This window comes from Mucilaginibacter lappiensis, from assembly GCF_900155965.1.
GTDB classification, from domain to species: Bacteria; Bacteroidota; Bacteroidia; order Sphingobacteriales; family Sphingobacteriaceae; genus Mucilaginibacter; species Mucilaginibacter lappiensis.
In genome coordinates this window covers 25,909-47,895 of record NZ_FTMG01000010.1, presented here as the reverse complement: position 1 = coordinate 47,895, position 21,987 = coordinate 25,909, and the positions used below count along the sequence as shown (strand labels likewise).

Sequence of the window (21,987 nt, the reverse complement as noted above, 5' to 3'; positions counted from 1 at the left end):
AACAAAATTATCAATTAAATTAAAATTATCCGGGAATAGATATGGTAAATGAAGATGAAATAAAAAAGGAGTTTCAGCTGGAGCGGGTGATACTTTTTAGTGATGCCGTATTCGCTATCATTATCACCATTATGGTTTTGGAGATAAAACTCCCCGAAACGCTGCACCATGCCAGCGCCCAGCAAATAAACGAGGCATTCACAAACCTGATACCTAAATTTATTGGTTATGCTCTCAGCTTTGCGTTAATAGGTAGCTTTTGGTACAGACATTTACAGATATTTAGTTTTTTAAAGGATTATAATGTAAACCTGATCGTTATGAATCTGATCTTCCTGTTCTGTGTTTCCATGTTTCCGTTTGCAGTAACTTTTATAACCGCAGGCTTTGATCTTATCACCTATAGCTGGGGGTTATTTTCCTATATCGGCATCATATTTTTGGTTACCATCTCGCAAACAGTGCTTATTTATTATCTCATCAACAATAAAAGCGTACTCTGTGTAAATGCAGGCAATATGGAAACCGTACTTAAATGGAAAGTACAGCGGGTAAACTTCGTAACTATACCACTAGGGTTTATTTGCATGGCATTAATTACCTGGCTTAAGCTTGATACCAAACTCTTGTTGTATTTTGTAGGTTTATATGGCATAGTAATAGCCACGCTTAACAGAAAATATTATCCGGATCAGAATAACTCCGCACCTATGCTTTTTCGGCATCTCAGATCGCAAAGAAAACCTGTTGTAAAAACCGTCAAGAAGAGAATAACAAAAAATAAACCCTGAATCAAAGGATTATTTCCCGGCACTGGCGTCTGTAACGCTGGTATCCGCAATGATGGAGCCTGCACGTGAAAAGTATTTATAGATAGAAGGGTCGCGCAAACGAACAATAATTACCCCCCGCCTGGAACTGGCATGTACAACGTATCCATTTTGCAGGTATATGCCCACATGGCTAAACTGCTTACCGTCGAAATCAAAGAAAACAAGATCGCCTTCCTTCAGATCCTCTTCATATTTCCGTTTGATCACAGTGATCTGCTTACTGGTCATCCTTGGGATGGTAACACCATAAACCTGTTGCTCCAGTAAAAAAGCAAGTCCTGAACAATCAACACCATTCTGATCCAGACCGCCAAATTTATAAGGAACCCCCATCCATTGGTCAATGAATGCGTATAAACGGCCATTTTGGATATCACCCCTATCCACGCCCATAATTTGCGAATACTTATCGGCCATTTCTGTCCTCGGTTTCACAATTTCACCGGGTTGCCCTTTCATCGCCGCTTTACGCGAATGACAGGAGGTTAGTACCACTGGCACAAAAAACACGGCAAACAGGTAAAGCAGATGGCGATGTTTAGTCATGGAGTAAAATTATACTTAAACGATAGTTATTTAATATGGATGTTTTTAACATATTAACACTGGATAGATGTGCAGATGTGAGCCCCGGATGTGCAGATGTGCAAATATGCAGATGTGCAAATTGAAAAATTAAATCATCAATAAATTATCCCCATCTGCACATCCGCACATTTACACATCTGCACATCTGAGACCCACATCTAAAATCGGGGCTGGGGGGCTAAATATTTCCCAAACCAGTCAATATAACGTTGTGCCCTATCCACCTGGTAACTTGGTATACTGATCATATGGTATTGCCCTGGATAAAGTACCAGTTGCGTTGGCACACCCTGCGACCGGAGCGCCTGGTACATTTGCTCGCCACCCGCGGTTGGTACATTAAAATCCTTTAAGCCCGACATGAACAGCGTTGGCGTTTTGATCTTATCGGCATGAAAAAATGGATAAGAAAGTTTAACATACTTATCAGCATTCTTCCACGGAACACCCAATTCATTATCATACTGAACAACCCACTGATCGCTGCCATAAACAGATAATTGCAATGCACTACCTGCACCGCTTGCCGCGGCTTTAAAACGGGGGTCTGTAGCTATGGTATAATCTGTTAATATACCACCATAACTCCAACCGCCTATGCCTAATCGTTGCGGATCTGCAACACCCGTTTTCACCAATTCATCAACCGCACCAAGCAGATCCTTTACTTCCTTATTACCCCAATCGGCATAAATGGCTTTGGTATATTCTAACCCCCGGCCGGTACTCCCCCGATAGTTAACCGCGGCCACGGCATAACCTGAACTGGCCAGCACTTGCCGGGTAGCATCAAATTCAAATTCGTCCTGGTCGGTTGGCCCGCCGTGGATATACAGGATAAAAGGCAGTTTCTGAGTTACTACACTATCCGGAGTGTATAATATCCCCGACACCAGCGTACCATCACTGCTAAACGATTGAAAACCTTTCACGAAAGCCAGTTTAACCTTATTCAACCATTTATCCTGATGAAAGGTAAGCCTGCGTATCTTTCCATTTTCAATAGCTACTAACTCATGCGGCATATACGGATTGGTCATTTTGGCTATCCAGTTACCCGGCGAATGGGCTATCAGGCTTTCAAAACTACACTGCGTACCTTTATTAATGGTGGTAGATTTGCGAAGCAGCAAATTATACTGGGCCACGTATCGGATCCGGTCATTACTCACCAGGTAAACGATGTTCTTACCGTCCTTACTCCAGGCGTGGTTACTCACCGGCCTATCTAGTTGTGCGGTAAGTATTTTATTATTTTTTCCATCCGCATCCATAAGGCAAAGTACATCGTGCTGATAAATAAAATAATCAGCATCGCTGGTCGACCGCAGGTAGGCGATATACTTACCATCGGGACTCCATAATGGCTTAATATCATGGCCCGTAAACGTGGTTAATTGCTGAGCTTCGGCCCCGCTTTTGGCTTCAATGGTAAAAATGTCCGAATTTTCGTTCTTGTCAGGATCATCGGTATGGTTACTTACAAAGGCGATGGTTCTACCATCCGGGCTCCAAACCGGCGAATCATCATCCATATCCCCTTTGGTTAAAGTATCCAGTTTTTTGGTATCAACATCATAAACGTACAGATGTGAGTGCCGATGCTGCAGATAACCTTCAATATCCTGCTTAAAATGATACCGGTCAATTTTTATAGGGGCTATTGTTTTGGGTTCGGGTTTACCGCCATTTTCAGGATCTTTGATGACCAGCGCCAGTTTTTTACTGTTTGGGGCCCAGGCGTAATCCTGCAATTCTCCTTTTATATCGGTCAATTTATGCCCTTCGCCGCCTCTCCGATCCATCAGCCAAACCTGTCCGCCGTTTTTAGAATCTTTTTCAGATAGAAAGGATAAATATTTACCATCCGGGCTCCATTTTGGTGTTGAGGATGGCTCATCATCAAAAGTAAGCTGAATAGATTGTTTACCGTCATAACTCTGCATCCAGATATGTGATATCCTTTTATCCTTAGCCGAATCAACCTCAGCCAAACTATAGGCGATCCATTTGCCATCTGGCGAAAGCTGAGGATCATCTAGTGTTGGGATATGATAAAAATCGGTTGGTTTGAACGGCTTTTTAACCGTTTGGGCCAAAGTACTGCTGCAAATAAATACAGCTATGATCAACAGTATATTTTTATTCATGTAAACATGATTAAAGATTGACTGGGGATGTTATGATACATTTGCAGATAGTTTTATTTAGATATTTAATTCCCAGGCTTAAAAGTAGGGCAAAATCCAATTGAAAGCTACTTCATCTAAATTATTATTGAAAATTTGACAAATGATAAGTAATAGAGGAAAGTTCCGTGGCAATCTTTTATAAACTTCGCTCAATAATTGATGAAGCATACTTATTTGTTCATTTTTTATAGTCAGCTCATTTCTAAGCACTTCTATCAGGTTTTTACTTTCTATGCTGCCTTGTGAATGCGTTACGTTACTATTTGCCGCTTTATCATTAAATGAAGTAGCATTATCCATCATAAGGTAAGTAAAAGGTACATCTAAAATCCCGGCAAGCTGATGAATTCTATCTACATCTATTTTAGTTTTTCCTGTTTCAATTAAACTATAGGCCGTTTGAGTGATGTGTAACCGATCAGCAAGATATTGTTGTGATAATTTTTTTCGCTCGCGAATCCTTTTTAAATTTTGATGTATCGGCATAAGACTATATGTAAAACGTCACTTATATTAACTCCCCGCACCTGAAATTCTAAATATTAAAGAAGTACTTATTTTAACTATAAATAAAACTCATAATACCATGCGTAGAACTCGTAAAATATAAAATATATTTCATTTATGTTTATCAATAATAATTTTTGGCCAAATAATTATATGGGATTTACCTTTCTGAAACCCATGCACTTTGCGAAAAAGTAGGAAACCTTAAAACAACCTGTAAATGAAACAAATGAATTTAGAAAACTTTGGTGTGGTAGAAATGCATGCTAAGGAAATGAAAGAAGTTGAAGGAGGGGACATTCCTTGGGGAGATATTGGTAAATACATATTGGACCACTGGGGTGAAATTAAAAGTGGCTTAGCCAGTGGCTGGGCTGATGGTGGAATAAAATAAACATCTAATAATTACCTAAAACAATTTATAATCATATGAACAAGATAGATGGAATGATTGAACTTGATAATATCGAGTTAACGAACATTAGTGGAGGAACAGTTCCTAGCAAGGATACAAGCTTTGCAAACGATATAGCTTATTATATAGGATATGCTGGGCATGGCATTTGGGATGCCGGCAGGGCATTTTTTGGAGGTGCGTCTGAGGGTGCAAGCGGTAGATTTGGTGGTTAACTAAAACAATCCTTTGTATCTTTTATAGGGATCTTTATGTTTATAAAGATTCCTATTTTATTTAATATATCTCCAGTGTCTAAAACAAACTAAACCTATGTTACAACTTCATCACTATACAGATGAACAAGATAAAACAGGATATCATGTATTCAAGTATATAAGATTTATTTTATTAATAGTTGCAATACATATTTCAATTTCTTTATGCTTCTCTTACGCATCTAAATATTATTTAAAAGGTATTTTAGGGCAAAACACCTTTCCATGGAATAGCACTGCAGAAGAGTTTTTCGCCGTTGTATTATTCGCTCCTTTTGTTGAAACCTGGCTTTTACAAGTATTAACTTTTAACAGTTTTAGCTATGTGGCAAACTTTACAAATCTAGGTAAAACACCCAAAACTATCTCTTTGTATTGCTTTCCAGCCTGCTATTCGCAGGTCTACATACCTACAATTGGTTATATACAGCAAATGCTTTTTTCGGCGGCTTTTTATTAAATTATAGCTATACGTATTTTAAAAAAGAAAAATTCTACCCGTATCTTACTGTAGTAAGCATACATTTGCTTTACAATTTATTTGGCTTTATATTCAAAAGAGTGGCATAATTACTCAGAAACATGCAAAATTAATGCTACGACTCCAGCATCCTATGAATGATCAAGATCTAACCAAGCATCATATATTTAAGCATATAAAATTCATTTTCTGCATAGTTGTCGTAAATATTATAATTGGTTTATTATTCGTCATCATTTCTTATTTTTACTTTAAAAACACGCTATCAAAAAACACAATTAAATGGAATAGTGTTACGGAGGAATTTCTGATTTCGGTAATAGCCGCCCCTTTTTTAGAAACTTTACTTTTGCAAGTAGCTACTTATAATATTTTTCGCTACGCGATAAAGTTTACAAACTTTAATGAAACTCTCCAAAATTATCTCTTTATATTTTTATCCAGCATGCTATTTGCCTCAATGCACACCTATAACTGGTTATATGTTGTCAATACCTTTATTGGCGGTCTTTCTTTAAACTATAGTTATATCTACTTTAAAAAAGAAAAGTTTCACCCCTATATTGCTGTGGTGAGTATACATCTGCTTTATAACTTATTTGGTTTTGCAATCAAAAGGCTATAACAAGCTGCATAGTGATCCCCTTTTTCATCCAAATCGGGCCTATTTTATTTTAAATATTTATTATACCAATCTACATAGCGCTGCAGCCTGTCTACCAGGTAACTTGGCTTAGTAAGGCCGTGAAATTGGTTAGGATATAATATTAATTCAGTTGGCACTCCTTGTGATCGCAACGCCTGGTACATTTGCTCGCTTCCCACAGTAGGCACGTTAAAATCGCGCAAGCCCGACATAAACATCACCGGTGTTTTTATTTTATCGGCATGGAAGAACGGATAAGATAACTGTACCCATTTATCGGCAGTTTTCCAGGGCAATCCAATTTCATTTTCGTACTGTAATACATACTGGTCGCTGCCATAAACTGATAACTGTAAGGCACTGCCCGCCCCGCTGGCTGCTGCTTTAAAACGTGTATCTGATGCAATGGTATAATCAGTCAGGATACCTCCATAACTCCATCCGCCAATACCTAAATGATCAGGGTCGGCAACTCCCATTCTTTCCAGATGATCAACAGCGCCTAATAAATCTTTCACTTCCTTATTGCCCCAATCGGCGTAGATGGCTTTACAATAATCAAGCCCGCGGCCATTACTGCCGCGGTAGTTTACACCGGCTACGGCATAGCCGGCTGCGGCAAGCATTTGCCGGGTAGCATCAAAAGTATATTCATCCTGCCCTACCGGACCACCGTGTATAAATAATATGAGCGGCCATTTTTTACCCGGAACGCTATCTGGCGTAAATAATATCCCTGATACCTGCGTACCATCAGCACTGCGCGATTGAAAACCTGACACATGGGCCAGCTTTACCGTATTTAACCAATTCTGATGATGAAAGGTTAAGCGGCGAAGCTTTTCGCCTTCCAAAGCAAATATCTCCGCAGGTGTATATGGATCGCTTTTGGATACCACCCAATTACCGGATAAGTTGGTATTGATATCGGTAATACCGAACACGCCTTTGCTTATGGTTGATATTTTGCCATTGTTAATATTAACACTGGCCAGATAACGTTGCCTGTCGTCTGTTACTAAAAATGAGATATTTTTATTGTCCCGGGCCCAGGTTGGTGCAGAAACCGGCCTGTCGAGCTGTGCCGTTAGTACCCGGTTATTGGAGCCAACCGCATCCATGATACATAACACATTCTGATCATACATCATATAATCAGCATCGCTTGTACTGCGCAGATAAGAGATATAACGACCATCGGGGCTCCATTGTGGGTTACTATCGCGCCCTTTCCAGTCGGTCAACTGCAGCATGGTAGAATTGGGATGGGCATCGATAGTAAAAATATCTTTATTTTGGTTCTTATCCGGATCAACGGTGCGATTGCTTACAAAAGCGATAGTCCTGCTATCCGGCGACCATACAGGCTCGTTTTCATCTTTATCACCTTTGGTAAGCGTATCCAACTTTTTAGTATTTACATCAAACAGGTATAAATGATCATGCAACTGCTGTAAATATCCTTCTACATCTTGCTTAAAGTGGTAACGGTCAATCACAATGGGCTTGGGCGTTTTAGGTTCTTCCTTACCTTTATTTTCAGGGTCGCCTATTACCAGTGCTATTTTTTTACTATCCGGCGACCATGCATATTCACTCAGACTACCTTTTACATCAGTCAGCTTAAAACCCTCACCTCCCCTGCGATCGATCAGCCAAAGCTGTGAACCATTTTTGGAATCGCGTGAAGAAAGGAATGCCAGGTATTTACCATCGGGGCTCCACCTGGGCGTCGAAGCTGCTTCATCGCCATGCGTAAGCTCTATGGATTCTTTACCATCCCAGCTTTGCATCCATAGGTGTGATACGCGCTTGTCTTTTGCCGTATCAACGGTTGATACGCTATAAGCCAACCACTTACCATCCGGAGCAAGCTGCGGATCGCTCACAGCAGGTATACGGTAAAAATCAACCGGTTTCAGGGGTTTCTTTTCCTGTGCCGATACCCAACAGGCAGTAGAAAGGGCTATAACAGACAATAAGGTTCTTTTCATAAGGTATAAAGCATAATGGATGGTAATTTAGTAATTATGCGGTATTACTTTACCGAAGCAGCCGTACGTTCCTTAAAAATGACGTTAAAAAAGCAGAATATAAAATAAAAACGCGCTATTGTTGACACTTCACAATAACGCGTTTATTTATTTGACAAGAAATTTGATCTGAATTATATTACTCCGGCTTTTTCCAGTTCCACCTGCATTTGTTGCTGCATGCGTTGTGCTTCGGCCCGGGCGGCATCGGCAAAGTCTTCTCCATTACTGGCGTAGATAATAGAACGCGACGCATTCACAATAAGGCCGCATTCTTTGGTGATGCCATACCGGCACACTTCCTCCAGACTACCACCCTGCGCCCCAACACCGGGAACCAGTAAAAAGTTATCAGGGGCATATTTACGTATGTTGGTAAATTCCGTGCTTTTGGTGGCGCCCACCACGTACATGATCCTATCGGCACCAGCCCAGGTATTGGCCTTTTGTATCACCGTTTCATATAAATAACCATCACCTGTTTGCAGGTATTGAAAATCCTTACTGCCTACCGAAGAAGTCAAGGCTAATAAAATGATCCATTTACCCTCATAAGCCAGGTATGGAGTCACGCTGTCGTTACCCATATAAGGTGTGATGGTAATGGCGTCAAAGCTCATACCCGAAGCCTTTTCGTCAAAAAAGGCCTGTGCGTACTTATCAGAAGTATTACCGATATCGCCTCTTTTGGCATCTATTATATTTAAGGTATCAGTAGGTAAATATTTCCAGGTATCAATCAAGCTTTGTAAACCTTTTATCCCATAGGCCTCATAAAATGCGGCGTTGGGTTTGTAGGATACGCAAAGATCTTTGGTAGCATCAATAATCCTTTTATTAAATTCCAATATTGGATCGGGGTAATCTTTTAAAAATTCGGGGATCTTATTAATATCAGTATCCAAACCAACACATAAAAATGATTTTTTCTGTTTGATCTGTTCAATTAGTCTGGCGCGTGAAATCATTAATGCTTAAATATTTTGAATGTCAAAAAAACTAAAAAATTAGCTTATATGTGGTCAATTATCAGATATTTATTTAATTAATTTGAAATTATAAATTATTTGATTACAATTGCAGCGTTTTCCTTTGAATTTTTCTTGCACTAAAGAAACAATTTAAAACCCCACGTTATTTATTACAATAATATTTACCTGGATTTGGATGTTTACTTATACAAAGTTTCAAGATCAATTTCTTTTAATAATTCTTCATGTTTAACCACCAAAATTCACATGGGGCTTTATTACCGTCAAGAAAACAAATTACAACATTAAAAATCCCATTGAACTATAATTCATATCATGTCTGATAAAATAGAATTGAACGACAAACTCGTTTCTGAGTTGCGCGAAATTGCAAAAAATTTAGGTATTGCCGAGGCCGACGAACTCAGAAAGCCACAGCTAATATCCCGCATCATTGAACAACAACAGCTTATTGAGGCTGCCCGCGCCCAACAAAACATTGTTGAGTCAAACTATACTCCTACCAACGCCCCGGTGGCCGAAGCAGGAGACAAAGCACGCAAAAGAACCCGTGTATTAAAACCCAAAACACAACCACGTGTTGAAGTACCTTTAGATGATACCAACCTGTTTGATATACAGGATGAAGAACCAGCTGAAGAAACCGAAAACGAAATACCTGCAGTAGCAGTTACCGACGAGGCTGAAGCCCCTTCAGTTCAACAAGGTGAAACGGCCACCGTAAGGAGTGAAGAACCCGCAACCGAAGGTCGCCCGCAAAAATTTGACAGGCGCGCCAATGGTAATGGCAACCAAACCCCACAAAAAAACCAGGAGCCAGCTATTAACCTTGATTTTGACAATGTAATTGTAAATGAGGGTGTATTGGAAATTATGCCTGATGGTTATGGCTTTTTACGCTCATCAGATTATAATTACCTTACTTCGCCCGATGATATTTATGTATCGCAATCACAAATAAAATTATTTGGCCTTAAAACAGGTGATACCGTTCGCGGCAGCATCCGTCCGCCAAAAGAGGGCGAAAAATATTTCCCGTTGGTACGCGTGGAAGCCATTAATGGCCGTATCCCGGCCGAAGTGCGTGATCGTGTACCTTTTGATCACTTAACGCCGCTTTTCCCGTCAGAAAAACTGAGCCTGTTTACAGATGCCGGTAACTACTCAACCCGTATCATGGACCTTTTTTCGCCAATTGGTAAAGGTCAGCGTGGTTTAATTGTAGCCCAGCCAAAAACAGGTAAAACCATGTTGTTAAAAGACGTGGCTAATGCCATAGCTAAAAATCACCCCGAAGTTTACCTGATCATATTACTGATTGATGAGCGCCCGGAAGAGGTGACCGATATGGCCCGCAGCGTACGTGCCGAAGTAGTATCATCAACTTTTGATGAGCCTGCAGAGCGTCACGTAAAAATTGCCAATATTGTTTTAGAAAAAGCAAAACGTATGGTAGAGTGCGGCCATGATGTAGTGATCCTGCTGGATTCTATCACCCGTTTAGCCCGTGCATATAACACTGTTGCTCCGGCATCTGGTAAAATATTATCGGGTGGTGTTGATGCTAACGCGTTGCACAAACCCAAACGCTTTTTTGGTGCCGCCCGTAACATTGAGGATGGCGGTTCATTAACCATTATTGCTACGGCCCTTACTGAAACCGGATCTAAAATGGATGAGGTTATTTTTGAAGAGTTTAAAGGTACAGGTAACATGGAGTTACAACTGGATCGTAAACTTTCCAACAAACGTATATTCCCTGCTATTGATATTACCGCTTCAAGTACCCGTCGTGATGACTTGCTACTTGACCGCGAAACCCTACAACGCATCTGGATACTGCGTAACCACCTTGCCGATATGAATTCGCAGGAATCAATGGAGTTTTTACAGGCCCAGATAAGAGGTACAAAAACTAACGAAGAATTTTTGATTTCAATGAATTCGTAATATTTTAGTATTTATGAAGTTATAGATAGATGAGATTTTAGAAGCAAGCGATAAGAAGCAAGAGACAAGCATTTAGTTTATCCTGACTCTTGATTCTCGCCTCTTGATTCTTTTCAAATAAAATTTTTATCTGTAACTTCATAAATACTTAATAAAATCCTGATAACTTCATGGCCTGATAATGAAGAAGCGCGTTAAGAAACATCTCCCCAATGCCATTACCTGTGCCAACCTGTTTAGCGGCTGTATAGGAATAGTATTTGCTTTTCAGGACAACTTGATCATAGCTGCCTACGCCATCTTTCTTTCATCCATATTTGACTTTTTCGACGGATTAGCTTCCAGAGTGCTCAATTCTTACTCTTTTATAGGTAAGGATCTGGATTCCCTTGCCGATATGGTTAGTTTCGGCGTGTTGCCCTCCGTTATCATTTATGAGCTGTTTTTAAAATCACATCAGATTGACAATATCGGTCATTTCTTAAATTTTGTGGCCTTCCTTATCCCGGTATTTTCAGCTTTAAGACTGGCCAAGTTTAATAATGATACCCGCCAGTCTGATAGTTTTATCGGCTTACCTACACCCGCCAATGCTATTCTTATCGCATCATTACCCTTAATTATGCAGCAATATGAGGGCTTAGATACATACATCTTAAATCCCTATGTGCTTACTGTTCTGGTAGTGGTGATGTGTGTATTACTGGTATCAGAAATACCGCTGATGTCACTTAAATTTAAAAACCGCGATTTTAATAAAAACATTTTCCGCTATTTACTGCTCTTGTTTTCGGCAATACTGATTCTATTTTTTAAATTTGTGGCAGTTCCTGTGGTGATATTTATATACATCACTTTATCTTTAATTCAATTAAAATTCACAAATGACAAAGTTCCAGGCTGAAATAGACGTAATGCCCAAAAAAGAAATACTTGATCCTCAAGGAAAAGCAGTAACCGGAAGCATGAAAAATCTTGGTTTAGCCGAAATACAAAACGTACGTATCGGTAAACACATTACCCTCGAAGTTGAAGCCGAAAGCGCCGAAACCGCACACGCCAAAGTAGATCAGGCCTGCAAAAACCTATTAGCTAACCTCATTATGGAAAGCTATACTTTTACTGTAAAACAAATAGCTTAAAGCTAAAGACATAAGACCGAAAGCTTAAAGCGAAAAATGCCAAATCAATTTATTCTTAAAACTTATAAAAAATTAAGGTAATCTAAAAACTGTTTAAATTTTATTCAGTAATAATTTTATGGAAGCTAAGTAAATCATGGCTTGCGAAATTTCCATCAGGAATTCAAAATCCTTGCTTAGCCTCCTGAAGTTTTCCAGCCAGGATAAAGTTCTTTCAATGCCCCACCTTTTGGGGCTCACTATCCCTTATGTCAGATCCTTGATTTTGGGCGATATTTTCAATTCATAGTCATGTTTTTGTTTTACTGTGTCTATTAATTGTCCCCGGTATCCGCAATCGGCATAAATAACTTTTACACCATGTATACTCTTTTTCAGATTCTATAAAGTTAGATCAGCTACTTTACTGTCATGGATATTTGCCGGGTGTACTATATTACTTACGATGTTACCCAATGTATCATCTACCACTAAATGACGTTTACCTCCACATTGATCCGTTTATGGCCATCCACGCCCCTGAAACCGCCCCTGCATGCCGTTTTAACAGATTGACTATCAATTATTACCACCGAGTACTGTTCGTTTTTCCCAACCAACTTCCGTGCCCTTTCCCGTAGCATTGTATTCATATCATCAAACAACTCTGTATCCCGCCAGCTAGAAAAATAGTAATAAACCAACTCCCATTTAAGATAATAGCTGGGCAACAGCCGCCACTGACATCCCGTTCTTAATAAATAAAAGATAGCATCCCATATCTCGCGAAGGGAATGTTTTCTGTTTCAGTTTGGCACTGTTAAATATTTTTCTATTATTGGACATTGCTGAATCTCTCTGTTTTCATTGATTTGTCTTGCAATTTCAAACCAATAGTTTTCAGCAGATTTTTTGCGGTGCTTTTTATAAACTTCTTAACATTCCATTTTTAAACAGTTTCTTAGAATTTGATTTTTAAACAGCTTTTAAGACAATAGAAAAAAATTTGCTAATGTTTTTACCAACAAACGGCGAATCGTTAAAATCTGTATTATATACGTAATATTAAAATCCAACTCTCCGATACTCGTTGGTAAAACATCAACAAATGCATAGTCTTACATACATTTCCAACCAGTTCCGCCGAGTAGGCAAGCATACTCAGTGCAAATTCCGTCTTTCAGAGGCAAATTTGGGCCCGAAATTTTGCAAGCCGGAACATCCCTGATGCAATCGGCTGTACACTTATCAGTAGATGTTCCACCTTTAACTTTTTTCATTTCCTCTCTGCTAAGTTTTTTAAAAAGGTTCATAATTAATGTTTGAATAAGTAAAATATTGCCAGTATCACGCCCCGGCATTTGGCTTAATATGACTCACTTTTGTTAATAGACAATAGCTTAAATATACATATCTGGAGAGGAATCCTTCGTCTTCAAGGGAAGACTTTAGTTTAATATCCCGTAGAAATGTTTTTTAAAAGACTTTAGAGTTGCCTGTGCTTTGCATCATGTGCCCTTCCATCTTTAGTCTGCTTCAGCCGAAACCAAATCCTTCGGCTGAAGCAGAAGATTGTTTAATTGATTTAAGAATATAGGGTTGACTAAATTATGTCTGGATAAAAACAACTACTGCCTTATGGTATATAAAATTATATAAAATAATCAAAACGAAAAAAAACAATAATTTTTATTTATCGAGAAGCTGTTTAAAAATACTGATTTGAAAATGTTATAGGTCGTTTACAGGTAGTTTAAACACGGTTTCAATCCGGTTTTTGGAATAAAATTCACTGCGATCACCATAATTCACTAGAAAAAACATTCTATAACATTCTTAGAATTTCATTTTTAAACAGTTTCTAATTGATTGCCTTAATTTTTTATAAATTTTTTTTTTGGGGGGGGGGGCTGCCTTAAGCGCTTTGCTTATAGTTCCCCTTCCTTCTCGGCTTTTATTTGTTGGAGGGTAATCAGGTTGGCATTTACCAATGTTTTTACCTGGTTAAATTTCCTGGTAATTTCAGCGTTAAGGGCTCCTTCCTTGCAGGCTATTTCCACCTCTTGTATAATTTCCTGGCTTATGGGCATACCAAAAAATCCCAGATTTGGCTTTAGTTTATGCGCGGCTTGTCCGGCTGCAGCCCAGTCTTTATCAGCAAGGGCCCTATCAATATCATCAAACAATTCTGGGGTTTGCTGCAGAAACATAGCTATCGACTCCACAACAAACTCCGTGCTGCCGTCGGCAATTTCGTACAAAAAAGAAAGATCAAGATCCTGATCTGGTGAAATATCTGCCATATTTATTAATAGTTGATTCAGTGAGTGATTGAATAGGTTAGTTACAACCATTTAAGCAACCATCCACTAAAACATAAATTTATACTTTTTTTACAACCAAGTTGTCTATCAATTCATTTTTAAGCTGCAAAATATTCTTATGCAATACCGGATGAATAAAAGCAGCAGCTATTTCGGCCAAAGGCTCTAATGTAAACCTTCGTTTATGGAGTTCGGGATGAGGAACCTGCAGATCGGGTTTATGAATAACCTCATCGCCGTAAAACAAAATATCAATGTCAATAGTGCGCGAGCCCCACTTTTCTTTACGTTCGCGTCCCAGTAAAATTTCTATGGCAAGTATTTTCTCCAATAATATACTTGCCGGTAACATCGTATGCAGCTGTATTACCTGGTTCAGATAATCGGGGGCATCGGTTTTACCCCATGATTGTGTTTCAAATACCGATGATAGTTGTACAACAGGGGCAATATCCGCTTCAATATGGTCAATTGCCTGTTTCAGAAACAATTTCCTATCGCCAAGGTTACTGCCTAAAAGTAAAAAAATGTTATTCATGTTGTAACAAATATTATAGAAACGGCTCTTAACATTATCCGGTATTGAATTACTAAGTTTGCATAGATAAAAAGATTTATAACATTAATGAAACAATTCTTCAAATTCGTTCTGGCCACCATTATTGGTGTAGTTTTAATCACCGTTGTTTTGGTTTTAGTTGTGATAGGGATAATTTCGGCCAGTGGCGATAAAACTATTGAAGTTGAGCCCAATTCAGTACTGCATATAGCTTTTACAAACCCCATAACCGAGCGTACACCTAATAACCCTTTGGCCGGCTTAAGTTTTTTAGGATTGGATAAAGATAAATCAACTGGTTTAAATGATATCCTGGCCAATATTAAAAAAGCTAAAACTGACTCAAACATCAAAGGTGTTTTTCTGGATGAAAGCTACATGGTATCCGGTCAGGCTACTACCGAAGAGATCCGCAATGCCTTAATCGACTTCAAAAAATCAGGCAAATTCATTGTAGCTTATTCAGAAATATATACCCAGGGATTTTATTATCTGGCCTCAGTTGCCGATAAGGTTTATATGAACCCCAAAGGCATTTTTGAACTTAAAGGCTTTAATTCGCAGGTTACTTTTTTAAAGGGAGCGCTTGATAAACTAGGTATCGAAGTGCAGATTATTAAAGTGGGTACTTTCAAAAGCGCTGTTGAACCCTTGTTTCTTACTAAAATGAGCGATGCCAACCGCTTACAAGTTACTTCCTACCTGGGATCGTTATATGATCATTTTTTAACCGGTATTAGCAAAAGCCGGGGCATCAATAAAGATTCTTTATTTAATTATGCCAACAACGGCCGCGTACAATTACCAGAGGATGCCGTTAAATTAAAGCTGATTGACGGTTTAAAATACAAGGATGAAATATTGGATGACCTGAAAGCACGCACAGGTACTATAAAGAAAAACGACCTGAACAGTGTTGAACTGGCCGATTATACCAAAAGCAATGCTGATAGTGATACTAAAGATGAGTCATCATCAAAAAATCGTATAGCTGTTGTTTATGCCTCGGGCGAAATTTCTGGTGGCGAGGGAGATGACAATACCATTGGATCAGAAAGAATATCAAAGGCCCTGCGCAAAGTGAGGCTTGATAATAAAGTAAAAGCAGTGGTGCTTCGCGTAAACTCTCCTGGTGGAAGTTCCCTGGCTTCGGATGTAATCTGGCGCGAGGTTATGCTAACCAAAAAAGTAAAACCCATTATCGTTTCAATGGGTGATTTAGCGGCATCTGGCGGCTATTATATTTCATGCGCAGCCGATTCTATCATCGCCCAACCCAATACTATTACAGGTTCGATAGGTATTTTCGCCATTTTGCCTAATATGCAAAAGCTTTTTAATGATAAACTGGGCGTTACCTTTGATGGTGTAAAAACTGGTAAATATGCCGATCTGGGCGATATTAGTCGCCCATTAACCCCCGAGGAAAAATTAATCCTTCAAAACAACGTAAATCACGGTTATGACGATTTTACCAAAGCAGTTGCCGAAGGTCGTCACAAAACCCAGGCGTATATTAACAGCATAGGTCAGGGCCGGGTATGGACAGGCGAGCAAGCTATAAAAATTGGCCTGGTTGACCGCCTGGGTAATATTAACGATGCCATAGCTTCTGCTGCTAAAAAAGCCAACATAAAAAACTACAACCTGGTAGCCTACCCCGAGCAAAAAAGCTTCTTTAACCAACTAAGCGGTGATGTAACTGCAGAGGCTCGCACCCGGATATTACAATCAGAACTGGGTAATAATTACAAAGTTTATGAACAAATTAAAGGCGTTACCCAAATTATGCGTACCCCACAGGCACGTATGCCTTATAGCATAGAAATTAAATAAAGTTTTCCAGTTTATATTTTGATTAAAGCTGCTTGTATGGGCAGCTTTTTTTATTTATAGGCATCGGTAGGTATCCTCCTTAATATTGCATATTTTTGTATATACAGGAGCCCGGTTTTCTTTTTTGAGGAAACCGGGCTGTTTAGTTAAAGGAAAAAACAAGCTCAAAATAGACTAATTTACATATAGTTGCCTTAAAATCAACATTTTAATACTTTTTAAAGCTTTCAAAATCCATCAAAAATTTGTTAAAAAGTGTTAAAATGCCGTTAAAGTTTTGTTAAAGTAGCTAATTAGTACTCCTTTTTGATCTGTTTTTAACTAAAAAAGTGTTAAAATTTAAGGTTTAAAAAGTTTTTTCGTTAAAAAAACAACCTAATGAACCACAGAACTAATGAACCAATGAGCCCCAAAAAACAAATGGCTTTTTGTACTTTTACGCCTCAATATTATTATGGAAAATAAACCCATAGCCCGCACGCTTCGTTTACTATCACAACTCATAGAACTACATGAGGTTAACCCCTTTAAAATAAAGTCGATAGCCAATGCGGCCTTTAAAGTTGATAAGCTGCCCTTCCCTATTGCTGGTAAAACGCTGGAACAACTGGAAAAAGTAGATGGTATAGGCAAAAGCATTGCATCAAAGATTATTGAACTGTTTGAAACCGGTACTATTGCCGAAATGCAGGAATTGCTGGATAATACGCCTGCAGGTGTGGTTGAAATGATGGGCATTAAGGGTATAGGCGCCAAAAAAGTAGCCATTATCTGGAAAGACCTGGGTATTGAAAATACAGGCGAACTCTATTATGCCTGTAATGAAAACCGCCTGATAGAGGCTAAAGGCTTTGGTCTTAAAACCCAGGAAGAGATACGTAAAGCCATCGAATTTAGGATGGCCAGCAACGGCAAATTCCTGTTTGCCCAGGTAGAAAATGAGGCAAATGAGCTGATGGACGAAGTAAAGGCTATATTTCCAGATGCGCTGAAACATTTTGCTGGTGAATTTCGGCGGTTAAATGAGATCATTACTGAGATTGTGATTGTTATTGGTAGCCTAAACCAGGAAGTGGCTTATAGTGCATTATCAGATTCAAAAATTCTGAACAATGTTTCCTTGAATGAGAACCATATATCGGGCGAACTGCAAAATGGTTTACTGGTGGATATTATTTGTGTGGATAAAGCCGATTACTTTAATGAGTTGTTTATCAATACGGGCACGGATGATCATGTTCAGGCTGTATTAGAGCGCATTAACGTACCACTGGAACAGCCTGAATCTGAAGAAATTATTTATACCAAAGCCGGCTTAGCCTGGATGCAACCCGAACTACGCGAGGGTACTACCTTTATTGAAAAGGCCGAAAAAAATGAACTACCTACGCTGATCATTACGCACGATCTGAAAGGTAGTCTGCACAATCACAGTACCTGGAGCGATGGGGTAAACACCGTGGAAGAAATGGCGCTTTACTGTCGCGATAACTTAAAACTGGAATACCTGGGCATGTGCGACCATAGCAAAAGTGCATTTTATGCTAAAGGACTAAGTATTGAACGTGTTTTACAGCAGCAGGAAGAGATTGAGCATTTGAATAAAAAGCTCGACGGCTTCCATATTTTTAAAGGTATCGAGTCGGATATTTTGTATGATGGCTCACTTGACTATCCGGACGAAATACTTCAAAAATTTGATTTTATAGTAGCATCTGTACACTCCATACTTAAAATGGATGAGGAAAAAGCCACTTCAAGGTTGATAACGGCTATTGAAAATCCATATACAACTATATTGGGCCACCCAACCGGACGGTTATTATTAAGTCGCGGCGGCTATCCGATCAACTATAAAAAAGTAATAGATGCCTGTGCAGCTAATAACGTGGTGATTGAAATTAACGCCAATCCACTAAGGCTCGACCTCGACTGGCGCTGGCATCAATATGCTTTGGAAAAGGGTGTTTGGTTATCTATTAACCCCGATGCTCACCGTGTAGAAGGTTTCTTAGACATGCGCTTCGGTGTATTAGCCGCACGCAAAGGTGGTTTATATAAAGAAATGTGCCTTAACGCCTTATCATTGCCGGAGATCACCAAAGTGTTCGAAAAAAAGAGAGCATCGGCTAAATAGAACAAGGACAGGTGAAGGAGAAGTCAAAACTCACCACTCATTAATTCACTAATTCAAAATTAAATGAAGATACTGGTGATCCGCTTTAGTTCTATGGGGGATATTATTTATACCACACCGGTTGTGCGCTGTCTTAAAAAGCAAATACCCGGCGCCGAAATCCATTTTTTAACTAAACCGGCTTTTCAGTATATTTATGATAGTAATCCTTATGTAGATAAACTACTGTTATTAAAGCCTGCATTATCAGCAACTATTGATGAAATAAAAGCCGAACGATACGATTATATTATAGATCTGCATAATAATCTGCGCACTGCCATTATCAAATTACGCACAGGTATCCGGTCATCAACTTATAAAAAACAGCCTGTAAAAAAATGGCTCAGCCTTAAATTTAAGTTAAAACTCATCCCCCCTACCCATTTGGTCGATCGTTACCTTAAGGCGGTCAAATTTTTAGGTGTGGTTAATGATGGACAGCCTATTGATTATTATATCAAGGCCAACCATCAATTAAACAACTTGTTGCCGGCGGCGCACCGGGCTGGATATGTGGCTTTTGTAATCGGCGCTACACACTTTACCAAACGTATGCCTAATGATAAGATCATCAGTATTTGCCGGCAACTAAATAACCCTGTGGTATTATTGGGGGGTAATGATGTAAAAGCTAATGGTGACATCATAGCCGGCGAAATCGGTACAAAAGTTTATAATGCCTGCGGCATTACCTCACTTGATGAATCAGTTTTTCTGGTATCTGAAGCTAAAAGCATCATTGGTTTTGATACGGGACTTACGCACATTGCAGAAGCATTTAACAGGCCCATCGTATCTGTTTGGGGAGGCACTGTACCCGATCTTTTGGGAGTACAACCCTATATGGTTAAAGATGTACTGGTTGCCGGCATTGAATTATCCTGCCGTCCATGCTCCAAATTCGGCCTGGAGAAATGCCCGCTGGGCCACTTTAAGTGTATGAATGATATGCCCGAAGATGGCATTGTTCAGTTCACAAACAAGTAAATTATTCTTAAAAACTTAATAAAAGTTAAAGCTGTTACACTTATATTGTAATCGATTGACATCCTAAACACACACTACTAATCTATGAAGAAACTAATTTTAATTCGCCATGCCAAGGCAACTCATGAAAGCGGTTATGCTGATTTTGATCGCCCTTTAAAACAATCCGGGATGCAGGATGCGTTAATGATGGCAGAGGTTTTAAAAGATCGATCCATTGTTCCTGAAATAGTAGTAACAAGCCCAGCGTTACGCACTTTAACCACAGCGCAGATATTTACAGAACACTTGCAATTGCCACCATCACAAACCAATATAAAAATATATGAAGCAAGTGAAAGTGCCCTTGTAAACGTGGTCAATAGCCTACCCAATGAATATGGATATATTGGCCTGGTTGGTCATAATCCAGGTATAAGTCAACTTCTACATTACCTGACAGGTCAGCTGCGTGATGTTCCCACCTGTGCCATGGCATTAATTAGTTTTGATAATGACGACTGGCGTTCCATCAGTAATGAAGATGGACATTTGTCATTTTATGATTCACCAAAGGGGTAGATGTAATACGTTATAGGTTTTAAGTTGTACGTTATAATATCCAATTCCATCAACCAACTATTAATCAAATATCTAACTTAAAAGTACAACGTACAATCTGGTGGTATGTCAATCACAAATTAACGTGTAGTCATGAGTCGGGCTAACCCAATTAACAAAAAGGTGGGTTTACATGGTTTACACTTTTTATGGTTACCATGTATTTAAATAATTGACAATCAACTACTTGTATTTTGTTTCTCCAAAAAAGTGTAAACCATGTTTTTGGTATAAATATTATTGGCTAAACGTCAATTCATAAATGACAGAGCACTAGCTCACTTTATAGGTTTTCCCGGGTAATGATTGAATATAACCCTGCATTTCCATATTGAGTAGATTCATTGCCAGCATACTCATCGGCATATTAGCTTTTATAGTCAAATCATCAATAGCTAAAGGAGATTGATGCTGTTGTAAAATATCAAATATCAGACGTTCATCTTTAGAGAGATCAATAGGTAAAACAAACTGTTCTGCTGGTTTTGCTTTATCTGCTTTTTCCCAACCCAAACTAAAGGCCAAATCGGCCACACAAGTTAATAAAGCCGCTTTATTGTTACGTATCAGGAAGTTACATCCTTCAGAATATTTATCATCCAAACGGCCAGGGAAAGCAAATACATCCCGGTTATAGGAGTTAGCAATTTCGGCAGTTATAAGCGCTCCTCCTTTTATGCCGGCTTCTACTACCACAGTGGCATCGGCAATGCCGGCTACGATACGATTACGCTGAGGAAAATTCTCCCGATCGGGTATCGTTCCCGATGGATATTCGCTCAGCAGACCACCGTTTTCCAGCATTTTATCGGCTGTAGCCCTATTTTGACTGGGATATAATCTATCGAGCCCGTGTCCTAATACACCAACTGTGGGCATATTGTGTTTCAGGCATTCTTTGTGGGCGGCAACGTCAATACCCAAAGCTAAACCGCTTACTATTAAAATATTATACTGTTGAAGTTCTTCAATAAGCTGTTTACATAACAGCCGGCCATAATCGGTAGCGTTGCGGGTACCAACAATGCTGATCACATGCTGCGGGTTTAGGTCCATATTACCCCTTGCATACAATAATATAGGCGAGTCGCCACAATTCTTTAGCCGTTTCGGATACCTGCTATCGGTGTAAAATATGGGTTCTATATCATATTTTTCAATATATAATAACTCCTTTTCGGCTTTTTTCAGGGCATCATCAAAATCCCATTGGGCTACTTTTTTATCGCCTATACCGGGTATCCTAATCATTTTTGCAGAGGACGATCTGAATACTTCTTCCTCACTACCTAAATAAGCGATTAATGATTTAGCCGATACCGGCCCTAAATTTTTAACAAACGATAAAGCTACCCTATGTAGTAATGACATATTAATAAGTATTCAAGATCTTAGATGTACAGATTATCAATAATAATCCGCTCGATTGATTCTCATCTAAAATATAAAAATTCCTAAAAATATTAGCACAAATAAAAAACTACAAA

General features: G+C 39.1%; 24 protein-coding genes and 1 pseudogene. 13 read left to right on the top strand and 12 right to left on the bottom strand.

Annotation, left to right across the window (positions count from 1 at the left end; translation table 11 throughout):
* Positions 1-41: 41 nt before the first annotated feature.
* Positions 42-791 carry a TMEM175 family protein gene (locus BW976_RS18190; protein ID WP_076375059.1) on the top strand — a complete coding sequence of 250 codons (750 nt, stop codon included), beginning with the start codon at positions 42-44 and terminating at the stop codon, positions 789-791.
* Positions 792-800: 9 nt separating this feature from the next.
* Here BW976_RS18190 and BW976_RS18185 read toward each other — a convergent pair whose 3' ends face one another.
* The 3 genes from BW976_RS18185 to BW976_RS18175 all read right to left on the bottom strand — a co-directional run bounded on the left by BW976_RS18185 (position 801) and on the right by BW976_RS18175 (position 4,099).
* Complete coding sequence (locus BW976_RS18185; RefSeq protein ID WP_076375057.1) at positions 801-1,379, bottom strand: C40 family peptidase; 579 nt, start codon at positions 1,377-1,379, stop codon at positions 801-803.
* A gap of 200 nt (positions 1,380-1,579) precedes the next feature.
* On the bottom strand, positions 1,580-3,571 hold the full coding sequence (locus BW976_RS18180) for an alpha/beta hydrolase family protein (protein ID WP_076375055.1): 1,992 nt from the start codon (positions 3,569-3,571) through the stop codon (positions 1,580-1,582).
* Between the two features lie 78 nt (positions 3,572-3,649).
* The gene (locus BW976_RS18175; RefSeq protein WP_076375053.1) at positions 3,650-4,099 is read right to left on the bottom strand and encodes a helix-turn-helix domain-containing protein; all 450 of its coding nucleotides are present in this window, start codon (positions 4,097-4,099) and stop codon (positions 3,650-3,652) included.
* Between the two features lie 241 nt (positions 4,100-4,340).
* Here BW976_RS18175 and BW976_RS29460 point away from each other — a divergent pair, with 241 nt between their 5' ends.
* The 5 genes from BW976_RS29460 to BW976_RS30070 all read left to right on the top strand — a co-directional run bounded on the left by BW976_RS29460 (position 4,341) and on the right by BW976_RS30070 (position 5,898).
* Entirely contained in the window at positions 4,341-4,514 is a 174-nt protein-coding gene (locus BW976_RS29460; protein ID WP_175614134.1) for a hypothetical protein, read from the top strand.
* 35 nt (positions 4,515-4,549) lie between these two features.
* The gene (locus BW976_RS18170) at positions 4,550-4,750 is read left to right on the top strand and encodes a hypothetical protein (protein WP_076375051.1); all 201 of its coding nucleotides are present in this window, start codon (positions 4,550-4,552) and stop codon (positions 4,748-4,750) included.
* Positions 4,751-4,847: 97 nt separating this feature from the next.
* Positions 4,848-5,252 (top strand): hypothetical protein, encoded by a 405-nt coding sequence (locus BW976_RS29455; RefSeq protein WP_076375049.1) that lies wholly within the window; start codon positions 4,848-4,850, stop codon positions 5,250-5,252.
* Positions 5,168-5,362: a CPBP family glutamic-type intramembrane protease gene (locus BW976_RS30075; RefSeq protein WP_139332336.1), complete on the top strand. Its 195-nt coding sequence runs from the start codon at positions 5,168-5,170 to the stop codon at positions 5,360-5,362. The genes BW976_RS29455 and BW976_RS30075 overlap by 85 nt, the downstream gene beginning before the upstream one ends.
* A gap of 23 nt (positions 5,363-5,385) precedes the next feature.
* Positions 5,386-5,898: a CPBP family glutamic-type intramembrane protease gene (locus BW976_RS30070; protein WP_084192260.1), complete on the top strand. Its 513-nt coding sequence runs from the start codon at positions 5,386-5,388 to the stop codon at positions 5,896-5,898.
* A gap of 44 nt (positions 5,899-5,942) precedes the next feature.
* Here the strand turns inward: BW976_RS30070 and BW976_RS18155 are convergent, their stop codons facing one another.
* Both BW976_RS18155 and pyrF read right to left on the bottom strand, forming a co-directional pair.
* Positions 5,943-7,913 (bottom strand): alpha/beta hydrolase family protein, encoded by a 1,971-nt coding sequence (locus tag BW976_RS18155; protein ID WP_076375045.1) that lies wholly within the window; start codon positions 7,911-7,913, stop codon positions 5,943-5,945.
* A 173-nt stretch (positions 7,914-8,086) separates the two neighbouring features.
* Entirely contained in the window at positions 8,087-8,917 is an 831-nt protein-coding gene (pyrF, locus tag BW976_RS18150; protein WP_076375361.1) for an orotidine-5'-phosphate decarboxylase, read from the bottom strand.
* 342 nt (positions 8,918-9,259) lie between these two features.
* On the opposite strand from pyrF, the gene rho reads away from it, so the two are divergent.
* The 3 genes from rho to purS all read left to right on the top strand — a co-directional run bounded on the left by rho (position 9,260) and on the right by purS (position 12,036).
* The gene (gene rho, locus BW976_RS18145; RefSeq protein ID WP_076375043.1) at positions 9,260-10,894 is read left to right on the top strand and encodes a transcription termination factor Rho; all 1,635 of its coding nucleotides are present in this window, start codon (positions 9,260-9,262) and stop codon (positions 10,892-10,894) included.
* Between the two features lie 181 nt (positions 10,895-11,075).
* Positions 11,076-11,798, top strand: a complete 723-nt coding sequence (pssA, locus tag BW976_RS18140) for a CDP-diacylglycerol--serine O-phosphatidyltransferase (protein ID WP_076375041.1) — start codon at positions 11,076-11,078, stop codon at positions 11,796-11,798.
* Entirely contained in the window at positions 11,779-12,036 is a 258-nt protein-coding gene (gene purS, locus BW976_RS18135) for a phosphoribosylformylglycinamidine synthase subunit PurS (protein WP_076375039.1), read from the top strand. The genes pssA and purS overlap by 20 nt, the downstream gene beginning before the upstream one ends.
* 93 nt (positions 12,037-12,129) lie before the next feature.
* Here the strand turns inward: purS and BW976_RS30065 are convergent, their stop codons facing one another.
* From BW976_RS30065 to folK, 6 genes and pseudogenes are all read right to left on the bottom strand, one after another.
* Entirely contained in the window at positions 12,130-12,276 is a 147-nt protein-coding gene (locus BW976_RS30065; protein WP_175614133.1) for a transposase, read from the bottom strand.
* 230 nt (positions 12,277-12,506) lie between these two features.
* Positions 12,507-12,668, bottom strand: coding sequence for a hypothetical protein (locus BW976_RS29820; protein ID WP_245834730.1), 162 nt, complete (start codon positions 12,666-12,668; stop codon positions 12,507-12,509).
* Between the two features lie 9 nt (positions 12,669-12,677).
* Positions 12,678-12,806, bottom strand: a pseudogene (locus BW976_RS30060) (transposase); the annotation flags it as partial.
* 327 nt (positions 12,807-13,133) lie between these two features.
* On the bottom strand, positions 13,134-13,328 hold the full coding sequence (locus BW976_RS30135) for a bacteriocin-like protein (RefSeq protein ID WP_455429724.1): 195 nt from the start codon (positions 13,326-13,328) through the stop codon (positions 13,134-13,136).
* A 615-nt stretch (positions 13,329-13,943) separates the two neighbouring features.
* Positions 13,944-14,318, bottom strand: coding sequence for an Hpt domain-containing protein (locus BW976_RS18120; protein WP_175614132.1), 375 nt, complete (start codon positions 14,316-14,318; stop codon positions 13,944-13,946).
* A gap of 79 nt (positions 14,319-14,397) precedes the next feature.
* Positions 14,398-14,877 (bottom strand): 2-amino-4-hydroxy-6-hydroxymethyldihydropteridine diphosphokinase, encoded by a 480-nt coding sequence (gene folK / locus BW976_RS18115; protein ID WP_076375033.1) that lies wholly within the window; start codon positions 14,875-14,877, stop codon positions 14,398-14,400.
* 87 nt (positions 14,878-14,964) lie between these two features.
* On the opposite strand from folK, the gene sppA reads away from it, so the two are divergent.
* The 4 genes from sppA to BW976_RS18095 all read left to right on the top strand — a co-directional run bounded on the left by sppA (position 14,965) and on the right by BW976_RS18095 (position 20,461).
* Positions 14,965-16,734: a signal peptide peptidase SppA gene (sppA, locus tag BW976_RS18110; protein ID WP_076375031.1), complete on the top strand. Its 1,770-nt coding sequence runs from the start codon at positions 14,965-14,967 to the stop codon at positions 16,732-16,734.
* A gap of 454 nt (positions 16,735-17,188) precedes the next feature.
* Positions 17,189-18,871, top strand: a complete 1,683-nt coding sequence (locus BW976_RS18105) for a DNA polymerase/3'-5' exonuclease PolX (RefSeq protein WP_076375029.1) — start codon at positions 17,189-17,191, stop codon at positions 18,869-18,871.
* A 63-nt stretch (positions 18,872-18,934) separates the two neighbouring features.
* A complete protein-coding gene (locus tag BW976_RS18100) occupies positions 18,935-19,900 on the top strand; it encodes a glycosyltransferase family 9 protein (protein ID WP_076375027.1) in 966 nt (321 codons plus the stop codon).
* A gap of 84 nt (positions 19,901-19,984) precedes the next feature.
* Positions 19,985-20,461, top strand: a complete 477-nt coding sequence (locus BW976_RS18095) for a SixA phosphatase family protein (protein WP_076375025.1) — start codon at positions 19,985-19,987, stop codon at positions 20,459-20,461.
* Positions 20,462-20,773: 312 nt separating this feature from the next.
* On the opposite strand, the gene dprA is transcribed toward BW976_RS18095, so the two are convergent.
* On the bottom strand, positions 20,774-21,871 hold the full coding sequence (dprA, locus tag BW976_RS18090; protein WP_076375023.1) for a DNA-processing protein DprA: 1,098 nt from the start codon (positions 21,869-21,871) through the stop codon (positions 20,774-20,776).
* Positions 21,872-21,987: the final 116 nt, after the last annotated feature.

Excerpts from the sequence above, each read along its gene's own strand:
- BW976_RS18190 (WP_076375059.1), top strand. The coding sequence starts at position 42 with ATGGTAAATGAAGATGAAATAAAAAAGGAGTTTCAGCTGGAGCGGGTG.
- BW976_RS18185 (WP_076375057.1), bottom strand. The coding sequence starts at position 1,379 with ATGACTAAACATCGCCATCTGCTTTACCTGTTTGCCGTGTTTTTTGTG.
- BW976_RS18180 (WP_076375055.1), bottom strand. The coding sequence starts at position 3,571 with ATGAATAAAAATATACTGTTGATCATAGCTGTATTTATTTGCAGCAGT.
- BW976_RS18175 (WP_076375053.1), bottom strand. The coding sequence starts at position 4,099 with ATGCCGATACATCAAAATTTAAAAAGGATTCGCGAGCGAAAAAAATTA.
- BW976_RS29460 (WP_175614134.1), top strand. The coding sequence starts at position 4,341 with ATGAAACAAATGAATTTAGAAAACTTTGGTGTGGTAGAAATGCATGCT.
- BW976_RS18170 (WP_076375051.1), top strand. The coding sequence starts at position 4,550 with ATGAACAAGATAGATGGAATGATTGAACTTGATAATATCGAGTTAACG.
- BW976_RS29455 (WP_076375049.1), top strand. The coding sequence starts at position 4,848 with ATGTTACAACTTCATCACTATACAGATGAACAAGATAAAACAGGATAT.
- BW976_RS30070 (WP_084192260.1), top strand. The coding sequence starts at position 5,386 with ATGCTACGACTCCAGCATCCTATGAATGATCAAGATCTAACCAAGCAT.
- BW976_RS18155 (WP_076375045.1), bottom strand. The coding sequence starts at position 7,913 with ATGAAAAGAACCTTATTGTCTGTTATAGCCCTTTCTACTGCCTGTTGG.
- rho (WP_076375043.1), top strand. The coding sequence starts at position 9,260 with ATGTCTGATAAAATAGAATTGAACGACAAACTCGTTTCTGAGTTGCGC.
- pssA (WP_076375041.1), top strand. The coding sequence starts at position 11,076 with ATGAAGAAGCGCGTTAAGAAACATCTCCCCAATGCCATTACCTGTGCC.
- purS (WP_076375039.1), top strand. The coding sequence starts at position 11,779 with ATGACAAAGTTCCAGGCTGAAATAGACGTAATGCCCAAAAAAGAAATA.
- BW976_RS29820 (WP_245834730.1), bottom strand. The coding sequence starts at position 12,668 with ATGAATACAATGCTACGGGAAAGGGCACGGAAGTTGGTTGGGAAAAAC.
- BW976_RS30135 (WP_455429724.1), bottom strand. The coding sequence starts at position 13,328 with ATGAACCTTTTTAAAAAACTTAGCAGAGAGGAAATGAAAAAAGTTAAA.
- BW976_RS18120 (WP_175614132.1), bottom strand. The coding sequence starts at position 14,318 with ATGGCAGATATTTCACCAGATCAGGATCTTGATCTTTCTTTTTTGTAC.
- folK (WP_076375033.1), bottom strand. The coding sequence starts at position 14,877 with ATGAATAACATTTTTTTACTTTTAGGCAGTAACCTTGGCGATAGGAAA.
- sppA (WP_076375031.1), top strand. The coding sequence starts at position 14,965 with ATGAAACAATTCTTCAAATTCGTTCTGGCCACCATTATTGGTGTAGTT.
- BW976_RS18105 (WP_076375029.1), top strand. The coding sequence starts at position 17,189 with ATGGAAAATAAACCCATAGCCCGCACGCTTCGTTTACTATCACAACTC.
- BW976_RS18100 (WP_076375027.1), top strand. The coding sequence starts at position 18,935 with ATGAAGATACTGGTGATCCGCTTTAGTTCTATGGGGGATATTATTTAT.
- BW976_RS18095 (WP_076375025.1), top strand. The coding sequence starts at position 19,985 with ATGAAGAAACTAATTTTAATTCGCCATGCCAAGGCAACTCATGAAAGC.
- dprA (WP_076375023.1), bottom strand. The coding sequence starts at position 21,871 with ATGTCATTACTACATAGGGTAGCTTTATCGTTTGTTAAAAATTTAGGG.